Genomic DNA, 13,360 nt, shown 5'->3' with positions numbered 1-13,360 from the left:
TGCCCACTCGTCTATACGAGTAGGCCTGTTGGAGCATACGAGTTCGGGAAGCGGACCCCCGCGCGCCACGGCCGTCAGGCCCTCACGTGGCCGGGAGCTGGTACGACAGGACGTAGGCGTCCGCCGCCATGACGGTGTCGCAGACCTCCACGGCCCGCCCCTCGGTGTCATACGCGGTGCGGATCAGGTGGATCACAGGCACACCAGAGGCCAGCCGGAGCGTCCGTACTTCTGCCGGGGCGGGCATCCGAGCCCGGATCTCCTCCTCGAAGTGGTCGAGGTGATGCCCCAGCTCTTCGAGGCGGGCGTAGATGCCGCCGGGGCCGGGGTTGGGCTCGGCGATCTGCGTACCGCGCGCGATGTCGAGCGGGAGGTAGGAGGTGGCGAACTCGACCGGGCGGCCGTCGAGCAGGTACCGGCGCCGACGAGCGAGCACGCGCCGTACAGAGCCGAGGCGGGTGGAGATGTCCTGACTGGCCTTCTCTTCCTTGACCTCCAGGCTGTCGACCTGGGGATGACTGCCCGCAGCGTCGGCCTCGACGATGAAGGCGGACTTGCCTTGCTCGCGGTGGCGCCGGGCGAAGCGGTCGGAGGCCAGGCGTCGGACGGGCGGCCGTGGCCGGACGAAGACGCCCTTGCCGTGTTCGGCGTGGACCAGGCCCTCGCCCGTGAGGACGGAGAAGGAGTTCCGGACGGTCATCCGGGAAACGCCGTAATGCTCGACAAGCTCGGCTTCGGAGGGCAGCTTCGCGCCCTCCTTGAATCGCCCACGGTCGATGGCCTCGCGCAGGTGGTCGGCAATCTGTCGAAAGACCGCACGATCGCTCGTGGGGTCGATATCGCCGAGCAGGCTCGGGAGTGACGTCACGTGTACTCCTTTAGGTATCTAGACGAGTGGGCGAGTGTTGTTGCTACGGTGGAAAGCCTAGCCATCCGAGAGGGTCGAGGACCGTGAGCACTGACCGTCCGCACTCCGTGAGCGTTGCCGGAGTCATCGTCGACGATCAGGATCGTGCCCTCCTGATCAAGCGCCGGGACAACGGCAAGTGGGAGCCCCCGGGCGGAATCCTCGAACGCGAGGAGACCATCCCCGAGGCCTTGCAACGCGAGGTCCTCGAAGAGACCGGAATCAAGATCGTGCTTCCGGCGACCCTCACCGGCATCTACAAGAACATGACGGGCTTGATCGTCTCCATGGTCTTCCGCTGTGAGGCCGCCGACGGTACGCCCACTACCGGCGACGAGACCCGCGCTCTGCGCTGGGCCACCCGCGACGAGGTCACCGAACTCGCCGACGAGGCATACGCAATCCGTGTCCTGGACGCACTCGACGCGGCTTCCCCACCGGCCATCCGCGCCCACGACGGCGTGAAACTCGTCTAGCTCGAACCCGCTGCACATGGCGGCCTACCAGCACGAAGGAACTTGTATGCACGAGTATACGAGCACTACCCGAGTCTGGGGCCTCACTTGCCCAGGTTTCCCAGAAGAGGTCAGCCGGGCCCGACGCTGGACGCGGGACATCCTGCGGGGCTCGCCGCTGGCGGAGGACGCCGAGCTGATCGTGAGCGAGCTGAGTGCGAACGCGATCCTGCACACGGCGAGTGGCCGGCCAGCGGGCAGCTTCCATCTGGCGCTGGAGGTCTCCGCCCAGGTCATCGCGCTGTCGATCACGGATGGCGGGGACGCTGATACCGCTCCGAAGGCCGCGCACTCAGGTGAGGAAGCGACCCATGGGCGGGGCTTGGGCATGGTCAGCGCGCTGGCCCACCGGGTGGTGGTGCGGAACACCGACGACGGCCACACGGTGACGGCGGAGCTCTTCACGGACTCACAACCTCCAGGTGGGCACTCATGCTGAACACCGATGTGAGCGCTGCCGATCTCCACCGCGGTTTCTGGTGCGAGTGCTGGGCGGAGGACCTCACGACTCCGGACCACCCGACGGTGACGACAGCCTTCGGCGCCTACTCAGCAGCCCAGGCGGATGGCTGGCTCCCCACAGCACTCCGGGTCATCACGAAGGAACTCACCCCGGACGCCCCCACGGATACGTGGGACTGGCTCTACGAAAGCCGCATCGACACCAGACGAGCCCTCCTCAACGCCGAACCCCGCACGCTCTCAGTGACCTACGCAGGCATGCGCGTGACGTGGACGATCCGCCCAGTACTCTTCCTACCGCTCGCGGACCACCAGAAGCCTGAACTCATGCCATGCGGAGCCCACTTGGACTCCAAGCCCCACGGACCCGACTGAGTTACAACTTTCTCTACTTGTTCAAGCACCCGGCGCCGCTCCGCGCCGCCGGGCGGGCTCACGGCTCCGCTCGGGGCTGCCGCTCCTGCCTTCGGCCCGCTCCGCCCCGGCTGCGCCGACGCCCGCCCACACACGGATAGGACCGGGGCCAACCGGCGATCACCTGACGCATCGGCCTAGGGGCAAAAGCAATGCCTCCGGCGGGGGCGCTCTGGCTCTGGGATGGAGGGGGCACCGTACGCGACTGCGGGCACATCGTGGCGTGCGAGGGGGCTCCCATCCCGTCCACCATCGACCCAGGCAAAGCCGAGCAGACGAGGCCCATGGCGTCCAGGTCGTTCGTACAGTGGCGCGCTCCACCTGGACGCCATGCACCACGCCCGCTCCACGGTGTGTGGGTCGACGGCGGACGGGATGGGAGCTGAGGAAAGTGGTGGGTGCAGGAGTACAGACCGGGTTCAGGGCGGCCTGTGGCCTACCGGCTCAGAACTCCAAGCGGAATGGGGCCCCTTATTTGTCAGTGTCGTGCCGTAGGACTGTAGGGGCTGGCAAACGCTCCGAGAAAAAGCTTTCAGTATAAGGCGCAGCACCGACAATCCCGAGTGATCACCAAACCTCACACGCCACCGAATTAGGCAAACCAACCAGTATAAGGGGCGGCACCGACAATGCAAGGTGTTCAACAAACGGGGGTTAAAACACCGAGTCGAATGTGACCTTCGTCACCAGATCAAATACGAAAAGCTGCACGTCAGCGCATTCTCGCTAGATCCATTCACACGCCCGAGCGTTCATCTACTCCGGAGTTTCGCCGGAAAAAGTTGCGGGGCTGTGGATAGTGGTGGAACAACATTGGCGACGGTCGGCCAGCACCGAGGCAACTCCCGCTCGGTGTCCGACCGTTGAGGATTCCTGTCAGCGTCGTGCGATAGCGTTGCTGACACCCAAAACGACCGAAGCGCCCGCCTCCCGCGAAGAAGTCAGGGCGCCCCGTCGACGAACCGAAGGAGAACTATGGCGTCACCCCTGGCTCGGAATGCGCTCCGCCGAAGCGGAGGCATGATGTCTCGCACTCTCGCACATGGCACTGACAGTCGCAACCGCCATTTGATCTTGATTGCCGCCATTCTGGGCTGCGTGATCAACGGCGACACCATGTCTGCGATCTTGCGCCAAGCGACATGGCTGGTGATCGCTGTGATCATCCTTATCGCCATTCAGGTCCTGGATGGCTGGCTGCAATACCGAACCCATGGCGGCCATCGCGCACTACAGCTCAATGCAGTACATCAACCAGGGTGACTCTTAGCCGTAGCTGATCGTTCTAATCAAGCTGCGGTTCAGAAGGCATAACCTGTTGCGTGGTGAGGTCGTCCGCACGGTAAAGGCCGGGACCCGGGGTGCGACAAGGGTCGGCTACCTCACCACTCAGGTCGTGCCAGACCCGTGCCAGGTTGGGCGGGGAACCACGGGGAACGGCGGGGCAACGGGCCGTCAGCGTCGGCGGCCGTCAGTCCACTCCGCCGCAGGTCAGACACCCAAATCCCGCTAGATCACCCGAGCTTCCCAAGCTGAGAGTGCGAGTTCGATTCTCGTCACCCGCTCTTGTCTCAGGCCCCCAGGTCATTGGCCCGGGGGTTTTTTGCTGCCTGGATGTCCCGGGCCAATCCGGCGCCCTTGAACGGAGCCTGGTGCTGCGCCGCCCCACGCCGTCAGCCCCCTCCTGCTGGCGGGCGCCTGCCAGCAGGAGTCGGCCTCTTCCCGAGCTGCCGCACCATCTCCACATGCGCTATTTCAACAAGACGGGCTGGCTCGCAGTATTCACTGGCACGGAGACCATGACCGGCCGAACGGTGCACGTGGACGCCTGGGACGAGGCGACGGGCGTGGCCCTCGTGGTCGATCCTCAGCGCGGTACCCGCCTACCGGTCACGGGCTACCCGGACTTCTCGCACCTGGAGCAGGCCGACCAGGTGGCCGCCGCCATCCCCGGGGGCGGCTGGCACGCGTACTGGAAGGACGAGGGACCCGGCAACGGACCGCTGACCGAGCAGGTGCTGGCCTGGCTGGTCACCGCCAAAGGACGGGCGACCCCGATCACGGTCGACGCCCACGGCCACGTGGACGACGCAGAGAGCGCGGATCGCCTGATCCCGCCGGGGGAAAAGTGAGGCGCGTGTCTCCGAGCCAGGCATGCGCGTGACGTGGACGGTCCGCCCAGTGGTGTTCTTGCCTCTCGCCAGACCACCAGAACCCTGAACTCATGCCATGCGGAGTCGTTAGCCCGCCCACACATGGATTGGCCCGGGGGTCATGAATCGAGCGCCCGACTCACGCAACCCACGGTCACACGATGACCGAACTCCGCCGTTCGATCATGACGACGTCCCGCCAGGTTCCGTGATGTCGGCCGATGCGTTCGCGGGTGCCGATCTCGCGGAAGCCGAGCTTGCGGTGAAGGGCGAGACTGGCGGTGTTCTCGGGGAAGATGCCGGACTGGATCGTCCAGATGCCCGCCGTCTCCGTCGAGGTGATGAGAGCCCCGAGCAGGGCGGCGGCAACGCCCCGGCCGCGGACATCGGGGTGGACGTACACGGAGTGCTCGACCACCCCGGCATACGCGCACCGGTCCGAGACCGCGGATGCGGCGGTCCAGCCGAGCACGATGCCGTCGCGGTCGAGGGCGACGTGTCGTTGACCGGGCAGTTTGGCGACGTCGAAGGCCGACCAGGTGGGGGCAACGGTCTCGAAGGTGGCGTTCCCTTCATCGATCCCGAGTTGGTAGATCTGCAACACATCGTCGGCATGCTCGCGCCGCAGCGGCTCGATGCGAACGCCCCGGGTGCCGGTCATGCGCGGGCCTCCGGTGCGATGTCGTCTATCAGGGCGCGGATGCGTTGTTCGATCGCGTCGCGGATGGGGCGGACGGCATCGGCTCCTTGGCCTGCCGGGTCGGGCAGTTGCCAGTCGAGGTAGCGCTTGCCCGGGAAGACGGGGCAGGCGTCGCCGCAGCCCATCGTGATGACGACATCGGACGCCTGGACGGCTTCCACGGTGAGGATCTTGGGCACTTGGGCGGTGATGTCGATGCCGACCTCGGCGAGGGCCTCGACCACGGCCGGGTTGACCGTGTCGGCCGGGGCGGATCCGGCGGACCGGACCTGGACGCGGTCCCCGGCGAGGTGGGTGAGGAAGGCCGCCGCCATCTGTGAGCGCCCGGCGTTGTGAACGCAGACGAACAGCACCGACGGCTGCTGCGGGGTGTCAGGCATGGGTGGGCTCTTCCTGCGGCGCGGCGGTGGCTGGGGTCGTGAAGTAGCGGCGCGCGTACAAGGCCACGTAGACCAGGCCGATCAGGACCGGCACTTCGATGAGCGGGCCGACGACACCGGCCAGGGCCTGTCCTGAGGAGGCGCCGAAGGTGGCGATGGCCACGGCGATGGCCAGCTCGAAGTTGTTGCCCGCGGCGGTGAAGGCGAGCGTGGTGGTACGCGGGTAGTCGAGGCCGACGGCCTTGCCCAGCAGCATCGATCCGGCCCACATGAGCGCGAAGTAGACCAGTAGCGGCAGCGCGATGCGGACCACGTCCAGCGGCTGGTTGGTGATGGCGTCGCCCTGGAGGGCGAAGAGGATGACGATGGTGAACAGCAGCCCGTACAGGGCGAACGGGCCGATGCGCGGCATCAGTTGCGCCTCGTACCAGGCGCGGCCCTTGGTCTTCTCGCCGATGCGGCGGGTCAGGTATCCGGCCGCGAGCGGGATACCGAGGAAGATCAGGACGCTGCGGGCGATCTCCCACACGGACACGTCGAGTCCGGTCTGTTCCAGTCCGAGCCAGCCGGGCAGCACCTGGAGGTAGAACCAGCCGAGCGCGGAGAACGCGAGCACCTGGAAAACCGAGTTGAGCGCGACGAGGACGGCGGCCGCTTCCCGGTGTCCGCAGGCGAGGTCGTTCCAGATGATGACCATGGCGATGCAGCGGGCCAGGCCGACGATGATCAGGCCGGTGCGGTACTCGGGCAGCTCCGGCAGGAACAGCCACGCCAGGGCGAACATCAGGGCCGGGCCGATGATCCAGTTCAGCAGCAGCGAAGGCAGCAGCAGGCGCCGGTCCCGGGTCACGGTGTCGAGCCGGTCGTAACGGACCTTGGCCAGCACCGGATACATCATCACGAGCAGGCCCAGCGCGATCGGCAGGGACACCCCGCTCACCGTCACGGTGGCCAACGCGTCCCCCAGCCCCGGGACCAGGCGGCCCAGGCCGAGGCCCACCGCCATCGCCGCGAGGATCCACACGGCCAGATAGCGGTCCAGGAACGACAACCGCCCGGCCACGCTCTGTTCAGGTGCGGCAGCGCTCACGAGGCAGCACCGGCCGTCTCACCGTGGTCGGGCAGCGGAGCTCCGGCGGGGCGGGTCAGGATGCCCGCGAGGCGGTCGGTCATCTCCGGCAGCAGCCAGTAGTAGACCCATGTGCCGCGCCGCTCGCATTCGATCAGACCGGCCTGCCGCAGCAGCTTGAGGTGATGCGAGATCGTCGGCTGCGACAGGTCGAAGGCCGGGGTCAGGTCGCACACGCAGACCTCCCCGCCCGCCTGCGAAGCGATCATCGACAGCAGCCGCAAGCGCACCGGGTCGCCGAGCGCCTTGAAGACCTTCGCCAGGTCAACGGCCTGTTCCTCGTCCAGCGGGGCGGTCAGCAGCCCCGGGCAGCACGCGTCGGCCCCACTGGCCTGCCCCAGCACCACAAGCTCTTGATTCGACATTCCTCTATATTGACACCCTTAGATCCAGGGCGCAATGTTGCATCGAAAGCCATCAATGCAAGCGAATGGGAGTACCGCCATGTCCCGTGCTCAGCTCGCCCTGCGCGTCAGCGACTTGGAAGCGTCGATCACCTTCTACTCGAAGCTGTTCGGCACCGAACCGGCCAAGCGGCGCGAGGGCTACGCCAACTTCGCCATCACCGAGCCCCCGCTCAAGCTCGTACTCATCGAGGGCGAGCCGGGGCAGGACACCCGCCTTGACCACCTCGGCGTCGAGGTCGAGTCCACCGACCAGGTCACCGCGGCCACCGGCCGCCTCAAGGACGCGGGACTGGCGACGTTCGAGGAGAACGACACCTCCTGCTGCTACGCCCTCCAGGACAAGGTCTGGGTCCACGGCCCCGGCCAGGAGCCCTGGGAGGTCTACGTCGTCAAGGCCGACGCCGACACCCTCGGCAAGAGCGCCCAAGCCGATGGCAGTGGCTACGGCTGCTGCGCCAGCGAGGAGCAGGGCGCCGATCCGCAGAGCGCGCGCGTGGGCTGCAACTGCCGCTGACACACCGCGCTGCGGTTTCGAGGGTTGCCCTGAAGCGACACCCCCTGATTTGGACTTCAAGAGGTCACTTCTTACCGGAATGCCTCGTCGGAGTCTCTATCACCGTGGTACGCGGGTGAGCTTTCGCATAGCTCTTGGTCACGTACCGGCCGGTGTCGGCGCTCCGGGCCCTACCCCCGGAGCTGCCACCGGTTCTCTTCTTGCCAGCCATCACTCACCTCCTTCGCATCAGACCCGTGTCGGTCAACTCACCTTGCATGAGGGCTTACTGACGACGGATGAGTTCGAAGCGGCGCCGAGCGGAGAGGTCACCCGCACAGCCACGACCGGGACACGGGAGGAACAAGGGCCGACTGCCTCACCACCTACCTCACCCCACCCCCACCGCCACCCCCACCGCCAACAAATCGACAAGAAAAAATACAGAAGTGCCATTTCCGTAATGACTCGTCCGGGTGAATAATCGTTAAAATATATCTATATTGCGCCACTCGCCTTACTGTGCATTGTGTCGTCAGATTTCGCCGCTGACATCAAATGGTAGGTAGGGGGAGAGGGGTTATGGCGAGTGGAACGATAGAAGTCCAGGTACGGGTGGAAGAAGGCGTGCTGTGGGTGGCGGGTGAAGCCTATCCACTGCGCACCATCTCCCACGTTGGTCAGCGAATTGCGGAAGTCGACAAAAGGGCAACCTGGAAGAAGTTCATCCTGCGTACGCTCCTCTGGTTGATATTCGGTAGTGCGCTGGCCTACCTAGGGACCGGCGAGGGGATCTTATGGCTCGCCGTGGAGGCGCTGCTGATCTGGCGCCTCGTTGCGGCCCTCAGCAAACCACCCTTGTACGGCCTGATCATCAACACTGCCGGCGTCCAGCACGAGGCCGTGTGGTCTCTGGACCCCAGGGAAATCGAGTACCTCGTCCAAGAGATCACGAAGGCTATCGGCCACCCGGATATCGCGCAGCTGAATTATCACCTGCACGAACCGTCCAGGGACACCATCAATCAGTACGGGGCTGGGAGCATCGGCAAGGCTTGGCACAGCGGCTCCGGCAACATCGGCACCTCATGAGCGGCGACCACATTCAGCAGTACGGGCCTGGGAGTATCGGGAAGGCTGAGCACAGCGGCTCCGGAGACATTGTGGCTGGAGGAAAGATCGATGGTTCAGTTTCAGGGCAATTGGCGATCGAGAATCTCCTCCGGGAAGTCCAGGCGCTGAGGCGGCACCTGGGGGAGGGCGGTCAGGCAGAGATGGACGCTGCTATGGAGGAAATCAACTCGAATCCATCCAGGGAGCGATTTAGCGGGGCGCTCCAACGGGTGGCTGGAGTTGCAACAGTCATCGGAGAGGCGGGAGTCCCAGTGATCAACGCCATCAAGGCGGTGCTGGGCGCTTCGTAAAACGGCGCGCGTAGGGCTTACCGACCTTCAAAGCGTGGCGCTGTGGACGGCGTGTCTCTGGGGCTTGCTGAGATTCGCCGTTGTCGTGTCATCCGCACCGGGCTTACTGTGCCTGACCATTGCGGCGCGTGTGGCCCTGGTTGAACTAGCCGACGACCTGTCTTGACCCCCGCAGCCCGCTTGGAAGTGCCCAGACCATGGCATTCGAGAATCTCACACCCGCAGAGCAGATCCGTTACTGCCTAGGCAAACTCGCGCGCATCGGCGAACTCGAGACGCAGGTACGCAGCATGCCGAGCACTCGCCAGAGCCTGGAGACGCTGCGTGATCTAGCAACCGCCCGCCGTGGGTACGTCCAGACGCTGAAGCGGCTCGAGAGTCCTTCGCTTTGGAAGCGAATTAACCAGTGGGTCAATGAGTGGGCGGCCGAAGACAGGGCGAAGGAGGCGGCGAAGGAAGCGAAGAAGACGGCGAAGGCGGCGGTGCGAAACCGCCGACGATGCGTGGCCTGCAATGGCGCAGGCCAATTCCGAGGCGCTGGGCAGTGGTTCGTGAAGTGCCGGTCTTGCCGCGGCACCGGACGATCCCCAGACCCAGATTACCGCTGAGCGACTTCAGGTTCCCAACTCCCTTTTCAGGACTGTGAAAAGGTCATCGCTCAGCAGCGGCAGGGACGCCGGTCCCTTCGATGCAAGAGCCCGCGTCCCACCCCGGCCCACGCTCTCCGCCAGCGTTGCACCGAGCGAACACTCACCCGCAGGTCATGAGCGACGACGACGGGTGTCGGGGTGTCGTCGTCGCGCGCGAATCGCTCGGCCGACTCAGTCCGAAGCCGCTCCCCAAACACCCGACGCTCGCACCACACCACGCTTTGAAGGTCAGTAGGTAGTCACCTGGGAGCGGGCCAGAGGTGGTGCGCGGTCGGCGCTGGCAGGTCACTGCTTGGCCATCGACGAAGCCCAGCCGTCGGTTAGGTCCCGGACGAGTCTCCGGGCCGCCCCCAGACAGGCCAGGGATGCAACCATTCCCCTCAGAGCTGGAACCCCCGGAAGCCGACCGCGCGCCAGAGACGATAGCCATCGGCACTGACACCCGGCGCGACGGTGATCGGCCGTCAGCTATGGTCGGTTGGCTCCGCACCCCAACCGCACCGGATCGAGCGGATCGGCGCCCCCAGGACCGGCGGACACGGAGACGAGGGGGAACCGTTGCGGACGGCCGTGATCATCTCGAAAGCCATCCTCACGACGCTGGGCACGTGGCTCGCCCTCGTCCTGGCGATCGCCGCCCCCACCCTGCTTCCGGCACGCTGGGAGTACTACCTGATCTCCCCTGCGAGCGTGGCCCTGTGGATGCTCGCGATGCTGCTGGGCCCCGTGGTGACCTGCTGGAAACTCCGCGCCTGGATCCGCACGGTCCCGGGCGACGGCCGAGGACTCCGTGAGCAGTGACCGCCCGCACTCCGTGAGCGTCTCCGGAGTCATCGTCGACGAGCAGGGCCGGGCCCTCCTGATCCAGCGTCGCGACAACGGCCACTGGGAGCCCCCGGGCGGGGTCCTCGAACGCGACGAGACCATCCCCGAGGCCTTGCGCCGCGAAGTCCTCGAAGAGACCGGCATCTCGATCGCGCTCCCCGCGACCCTCACCGGCGTCTACAAGAACATGACGGGCCTGGTCGTCTCCCTGGTCTTCCGCCGCGAGCCCACCGCGACGGGGCCTCCCCACCGGCCGTCCGCGCCCACGACGGCGTGAACCTCGTCTGACCAGGAGCTCGGCCTCTCGGTCGGCCGAGTTTCGGCCCCGCCCGAAAGTCCTGGTGACGGCCCTCGCGACCGCCTTAACGTCGGGCCTACCGGTCCATGAGGGCCGGTCACCGTACAAGGGGGAAGAACGTGAGCGTGTCCTCGAAGCCCGTACTCAAGCACGTCAAAACCGCGGCCGCCGTGGTGGCGATCGCGACCGCCGCCACTCTGGCGGGCCCGGCGCCCGATGCGAGCGCGGGCAGTTCGTGCAGTCCGCCCCTGTGCTCGCAGACCTGGAACGACAGCGGGAAGGGCTTCTACGCCCTGAAGAACTGGTGCAAGAGCAGTGGGAGCACCGGCAGTTACACCACCAAGAAGCCGACCTGCAACAACCAGAAGAGGAACTGGCTCAAGGCCGGGGAGCGGACCAAGGGCAGTCAGGACTGGGACGTCTTCCAGGTGAAGAAGGGGCGCTGCTTCAAGGTCGACTTCCAGCTCACCCCGGGCCGTGACTTCTCGAGGAACTACAACCGCAAGAACAAGAAGACCATCTACGTGAAGGTCGCCAACAACGCCTTCGCCAAGGTCCGCAGCTCCACCTGCTGATCCGGCCGCAAGGCCGCCCGCGGGGCCCGGCTGGGCCGTGTGCAACAGGAGATTCAGGCCGGACCCACACCAGGGTCCGGTCGCTGAAGGTTCCGCCTTGCGCCAGTCACCCTTCTTCTTCCTCGACCTGCAACGCCTGTCTCGCCAGGCCGATGAACGTGACGTACGCGTCCCGAAAGTCCACGAACGCGGCGTCGTAGGCGTGCCTTCGGTCGGGGCTGTCGTTGCCTATGAGTTCCTTGAGCCGCGGCTGTACGCGGCGGGCCATCTGGTGTACGTGCTCCGACTTGGGCCAGCGCAGCGCGCGAGGTCGCCCGCGCGGTGACGCAGCTGGCTCCGAGCGCGGTCAACGCGGTGAGGACGCCGACCCACAGTCCGCTGTTCGCCATGGTCCAGGAGTCTGCCTCCTGCCTTTCGGTTCCGGGACCTGTCGCCGTGGGCCGGGCCCTGCCCGACGCCGAGCTCGATCCGTGGCAGGCCTGGCGGCAGCGACTGCCGCACCGGATTCCGCCGCGTGCGGCACAGGACCGGTGGCACAGTGAGCGCATGCAGCCGCCTGTGGGAGCCGGGGGCGTGGACGTCCCGATATCCGCGCCCGACGCCTTCGATGTGCCCGTGTTCCTCCGTCACAGCTCCCCGCTGACCCCTGCGCCACGTCCCTCTCCCCCGGAGGTGGCCTCGGCCCTCAAACCCTGGCCCAAGAGCCCCGGCATCCCGGCGGACGGCGCGTATCTGGTCAGCACGACGTGGCGTGCTCTCCTCGACGCCACGACCACCGTGGGGCGGGACATCACCCCTTGGATCGCCGCCACGCCCCGCCTCGCCCGGCGCGAAATCATGGCGCGTCGGTATCCGCTCTCGGCCTATCTCGTCCGGTCCGGGGGCGAAGTCGTGCCGAGCGTCGTCTACTCGCACGGGACGGAGAGCTCGACCCGCACCGCATTCGGCTACCACGTCGGCATGACGATGGCCGAGTGGGCCTGCCGCATGATGGGGCTCGGCCCCACCACGCATGCCGAAAGCGCAGTGCCACAGGGCGCGGCGCCCGGCTGGGCCGATACACGCAGTCTGCCGGACCTGTTCGGCACCCATCCGACCGCCGCCGAGCTCTGGTTGGTCGAGGCGAAAGGGAGTCGTCGGCTCGGCCTACGTGCGCGTGTCAAGGGGGCGCAACAGCTGGACGTCGGCCCTCTGGTGCCCGCGCCGCACACGAAAGTGCTCTGCGGCACCAGCCTGGAACGGCGCCTGTTCATGATGATCGACGTCGAGGGCGCCGGTGGCGCCTCCACGGACGACGCGGACGAGCAAGCGCTGGAACAGGACGACGAGGCTCTCCTGGAACTCGCCCGGTCGCGCGTGCTGACCTACCTTGCACTGGCGTCGCTGCCCCGGGAGCGGTTGCGCGTCACGCCCGTCGGCAGACCGGAAGAAGGACCCGTGACGCAGCGACGGGGTGGGCTCCGGCTGCTGGAGAGCGACGGCGCCACGGCCGCGCTGCGCCGCACCATCGCGCCGGGATCCGGGGACGAGGCCATCAGGCAGCGGCACGGCCTGGACATGCTCGCGGCGAGGCTGCCGGGAACGGACCTCATGTTGGGTATGTCCCGTCGTCTGTACGGGGCGTGCCGTGCGCTGGCCGAGTCGGAGCGCCGCGTCGCCGCCCGGGTCCGGGAGGAGCGGCCTGGATACACAGTCGAATTGCCTCGCAGGCTGTGGACCACAGACGGTGAAGCCGAGCCGATGTCCCGACCGGTGGTGAGCGACCGCGCATACGAGAACAGGATTCTTGAGACCCAGGAGTATGTGCGCGCGGTCCGGCGGGAGCAGCGGGACGAGCAACTCCGCTCTGTGCGCGCCGGGTTCAGGGAGGGATCGAGCGCCTACTGGCTGCACCTCATCGACCGGGCACCCCAGCTCACGCGTCCGGGAGAGGACGGGTTCTTGGAGGCGGCGACCGCGGACACCTATCTCGCGGTCGATGCGGAGGCGCTCGACCTCGACGCCGAGGCCTAGCAATGGGCCTCTCCG

The 13,360-nt window shown here is 66.6% G+C and carries 18 protein-coding genes and 1 pseudogene; 13 read left to right on the top strand and 6 right to left on the bottom strand.

Annotation, left to right across the window (positions count from 1 at the left end):
- Positions 1-82 precede the first annotated feature (82 nt).
- Positions 83-868 carry a GntR family transcriptional regulator gene (locus tag AC068B_RS25580; RefSeq protein ID WP_478673975.1) on the bottom strand — a complete coding sequence of 262 codons (786 nt, stop codon included), beginning with the start codon at positions 866-868 and terminating at the stop codon, positions 83-85.
- Positions 869-975: 107 nt separating this feature from the next.
- On the opposite strand from AC068B_RS25580, the gene AC068B_RS25575 reads away from it, so the two are divergent.
- The 5 genes from AC068B_RS25575 to AC068B_RS25555 all read left to right on the top strand — a co-directional run bounded on the left by AC068B_RS25575 (position 976) and on the right by AC068B_RS25555 (position 4,430).
- Positions 976-1,383 carry an NUDIX hydrolase gene (locus AC068B_RS25575; RefSeq protein WP_478674171.1) on the top strand — a complete coding sequence of 136 codons (408 nt, stop codon included), beginning with the start codon at positions 976-978 and terminating at the stop codon, positions 1,381-1,383.
- 46 nt (positions 1,384-1,429) lie between these two features.
- Positions 1,430-1,861 (top strand): ATP-binding protein, encoded by a 432-nt coding sequence (locus AC068B_RS25570; RefSeq protein WP_478673974.1) that lies wholly within the window; start codon positions 1,430-1,432, stop codon positions 1,859-1,861.
- Positions 1,855-2,259 carry a hypothetical protein gene (locus tag AC068B_RS25565; RefSeq protein ID WP_478673973.1) on the top strand — a complete coding sequence of 135 codons (405 nt, stop codon included), beginning with the start codon at positions 1,855-1,857 and terminating at the stop codon, positions 2,257-2,259. The genes AC068B_RS25570 and AC068B_RS25565 overlap by 7 nt, the downstream gene beginning before the upstream one ends.
- 1,059 nt (positions 2,260-3,318) lie before the next feature.
- Positions 3,319-3,561, top strand: coding sequence for a hypothetical protein (locus AC068B_RS25560; RefSeq protein ID WP_478673972.1), 243 nt, complete (start codon positions 3,319-3,321; stop codon positions 3,559-3,561).
- Between the two features lie 482 nt (positions 3,562-4,043).
- Entirely contained in the window at positions 4,044-4,430 is a 387-nt protein-coding gene (locus AC068B_RS25555) for a hypothetical protein (RefSeq protein ID WP_478673971.1), read from the top strand.
- A 175-nt stretch (positions 4,431-4,605) separates the two neighbouring features.
- Here the strand turns inward: AC068B_RS25555 and AC068B_RS25550 are convergent, their stop codons facing one another.
- From AC068B_RS25550 to AC068B_RS25535, 4 genes are read right to left on the bottom strand one after another with little or no spacing between them, the layout of a single operon-like run.
- Positions 4,606-5,112, bottom strand: a complete 507-nt coding sequence (locus AC068B_RS25550; protein ID WP_478673970.1) for an N-acetyltransferase family protein — start codon at positions 5,110-5,112, stop codon at positions 4,606-4,608.
- Positions 5,109-5,531, bottom strand: a complete 423-nt coding sequence (locus AC068B_RS25545) for an arsenate reductase ArsC (RefSeq protein ID WP_478673969.1) — start codon at positions 5,529-5,531, stop codon at positions 5,109-5,111. The genes AC068B_RS25550 and AC068B_RS25545 overlap by 4 nt, the downstream gene beginning before the upstream one ends.
- Entirely contained in the window at positions 5,524-6,621 is a 1,098-nt protein-coding gene (gene arsB / locus AC068B_RS25540) for an ACR3 family arsenite efflux transporter (RefSeq protein ID WP_478673968.1), read from the bottom strand. Before arsB ends, AC068B_RS25545 begins: the two co-directional genes overlap by 8 nt.
- A complete protein-coding gene (locus AC068B_RS25535; RefSeq protein ID WP_478673967.1) occupies positions 6,618-7,025 on the bottom strand; it encodes an ArsR/SmtB family transcription factor in 408 nt (135 codons plus the stop codon). The genes arsB and AC068B_RS25535 overlap by 4 nt, the downstream gene beginning before the upstream one ends.
- 79 nt (positions 7,026-7,104) lie before the next feature.
- On the opposite strand from AC068B_RS25535, the gene AC068B_RS25530 reads away from it, so the two are divergent.
- From AC068B_RS25530 to AC068B_RS25500, 7 genes and pseudogenes are all read left to right on the top strand, one after another.
- Positions 7,105-7,581, top strand: coding sequence for an ArsI/CadI family heavy metal resistance metalloenzyme (locus AC068B_RS25530; RefSeq protein ID WP_478673966.1), 477 nt, complete (start codon positions 7,105-7,107; stop codon positions 7,579-7,581).
- 561 nt (positions 7,582-8,142) lie between these two features.
- Complete coding sequence (locus AC068B_RS25525) at positions 8,143-8,652, top strand: DUF6232 family protein (RefSeq protein ID WP_478673965.1); 510 nt, start codon at positions 8,143-8,145, stop codon at positions 8,650-8,652.
- Complete coding sequence (locus AC068B_RS25520; protein ID WP_478673964.1) at positions 8,649-8,984, top strand: hypothetical protein; 336 nt, start codon at positions 8,649-8,651, stop codon at positions 8,982-8,984. The genes AC068B_RS25525 and AC068B_RS25520 overlap by 4 nt, the downstream gene beginning before the upstream one ends.
- 197 nt (positions 8,985-9,181) lie before the next feature.
- Positions 9,182-9,592, top strand: a complete 411-nt coding sequence (locus tag AC068B_RS25515) for a hypothetical protein (protein WP_478673963.1) — start codon at positions 9,182-9,184, stop codon at positions 9,590-9,592.
- Positions 9,593-10,204: 612 nt separating this feature from the next.
- Complete coding sequence (locus AC068B_RS25510) at positions 10,205-10,435, top strand: hypothetical protein (RefSeq protein WP_478673962.1); 231 nt, start codon at positions 10,205-10,207, stop codon at positions 10,433-10,435.
- A 13-nt stretch (positions 10,436-10,448) separates the two neighbouring features.
- Positions 10,449-10,747 (top strand): annotated as a pseudogene (locus tag AC068B_RS25505) (NUDIX hydrolase).
- A gap of 129 nt (positions 10,748-10,876) precedes the next feature.
- Complete coding sequence (locus tag AC068B_RS25500; protein ID WP_478673961.1) at positions 10,877-11,332, top strand: hypothetical protein; 456 nt, start codon at positions 10,877-10,879, stop codon at positions 11,330-11,332.
- Positions 11,333-11,438: 106 nt separating this feature from the next.
- Here the strand turns inward: AC068B_RS25500 and AC068B_RS25495 are convergent, their stop codons facing one another.
- Positions 11,439-11,600, bottom strand: coding sequence for a hypothetical protein (locus tag AC068B_RS25495; RefSeq protein ID WP_478673960.1), 162 nt, complete (start codon positions 11,598-11,600; stop codon positions 11,439-11,441).
- Between the two features lie 119 nt (positions 11,601-11,719).
- Between AC068B_RS25495 and AC068B_RS25490 the strand changes: the two genes are divergently transcribed.
- Positions 11,720-13,345, top strand: a complete 1,626-nt coding sequence (locus tag AC068B_RS25490) for a hypothetical protein (protein ID WP_478673959.1) — start codon at positions 11,720-11,722, stop codon at positions 13,343-13,345.
- The last annotated feature ends 15 nt before the right edge of the window (positions 13,346-13,360 follow it).

The organism is Streptomyces sp. NPDC042371, from assembly GCF_056437465.1.
This window is presented reverse-complemented; position numbering and strand designations above follow the sequence as displayed.

Bases quoted from the DNA above. Each gene is read 5' to 3' on its own strand.
- AC068B_RS25570 (WP_478673974.1), top strand. From the start codon at position 1,430: ATGCACGAGTATACGAGCACTACCCGAGTCTGGGGCCTCACTTGCCCA.
- AC068B_RS25565 (WP_478673973.1), top strand. From the start codon at position 1,855: ATGCTGAACACCGATGTGAGCGCTGCCGATCTCCACCGCGGTTTCTGG.
- AC068B_RS25560 (WP_478673972.1), top strand. From the start codon at position 3,319: ATGATGTCTCGCACTCTCGCACATGGCACTGACAGTCGCAACCGCCAT.
- AC068B_RS25555 (WP_478673971.1), top strand. From the start codon at position 4,044: ATGCGCTATTTCAACAAGACGGGCTGGCTCGCAGTATTCACTGGCACG.
- AC068B_RS25550 (WP_478673970.1), bottom strand. From the start codon at position 5,112: ATGACCGGCACCCGGGGCGTTCGCATCGAGCCGCTGCGGCGCGAGCAT.
- AC068B_RS25545 (WP_478673969.1), bottom strand. From the start codon at position 5,531: ATGCCTGACACCCCGCAGCAGCCGTCGGTGCTGTTCGTCTGCGTTCAC.
- AC068B_RS25535 (WP_478673967.1), bottom strand. From the start codon at position 7,025: ATGTCGAATCAAGAGCTTGTGGTGCTGGGGCAGGCCAGTGGGGCCGAC.
- AC068B_RS25530 (WP_478673966.1), top strand. From the start codon at position 7,105: ATGTCCCGTGCTCAGCTCGCCCTGCGCGTCAGCGACTTGGAAGCGTCG.
- AC068B_RS25525 (WP_478673965.1), top strand. From the start codon at position 8,143: ATGGCGAGTGGAACGATAGAAGTCCAGGTACGGGTGGAAGAAGGCGTG.
- AC068B_RS25520 (WP_478673964.1), top strand. From the start codon at position 8,649: ATGAGCGGCGACCACATTCAGCAGTACGGGCCTGGGAGTATCGGGAAG.
- AC068B_RS25515 (WP_478673963.1), top strand. From the start codon at position 9,182: ATGGCATTCGAGAATCTCACACCCGCAGAGCAGATCCGTTACTGCCTA.
- AC068B_RS25495 (WP_478673960.1), bottom strand. From the start codon at position 11,600: ATGGCCCGCCGCGTACAGCCGCGGCTCAAGGAACTCATAGGCAACGAC.
- AC068B_RS25490 (WP_478673959.1), top strand. From the start codon at position 11,720: ATGGTCCAGGAGTCTGCCTCCTGCCTTTCGGTTCCGGGACCTGTCGCC.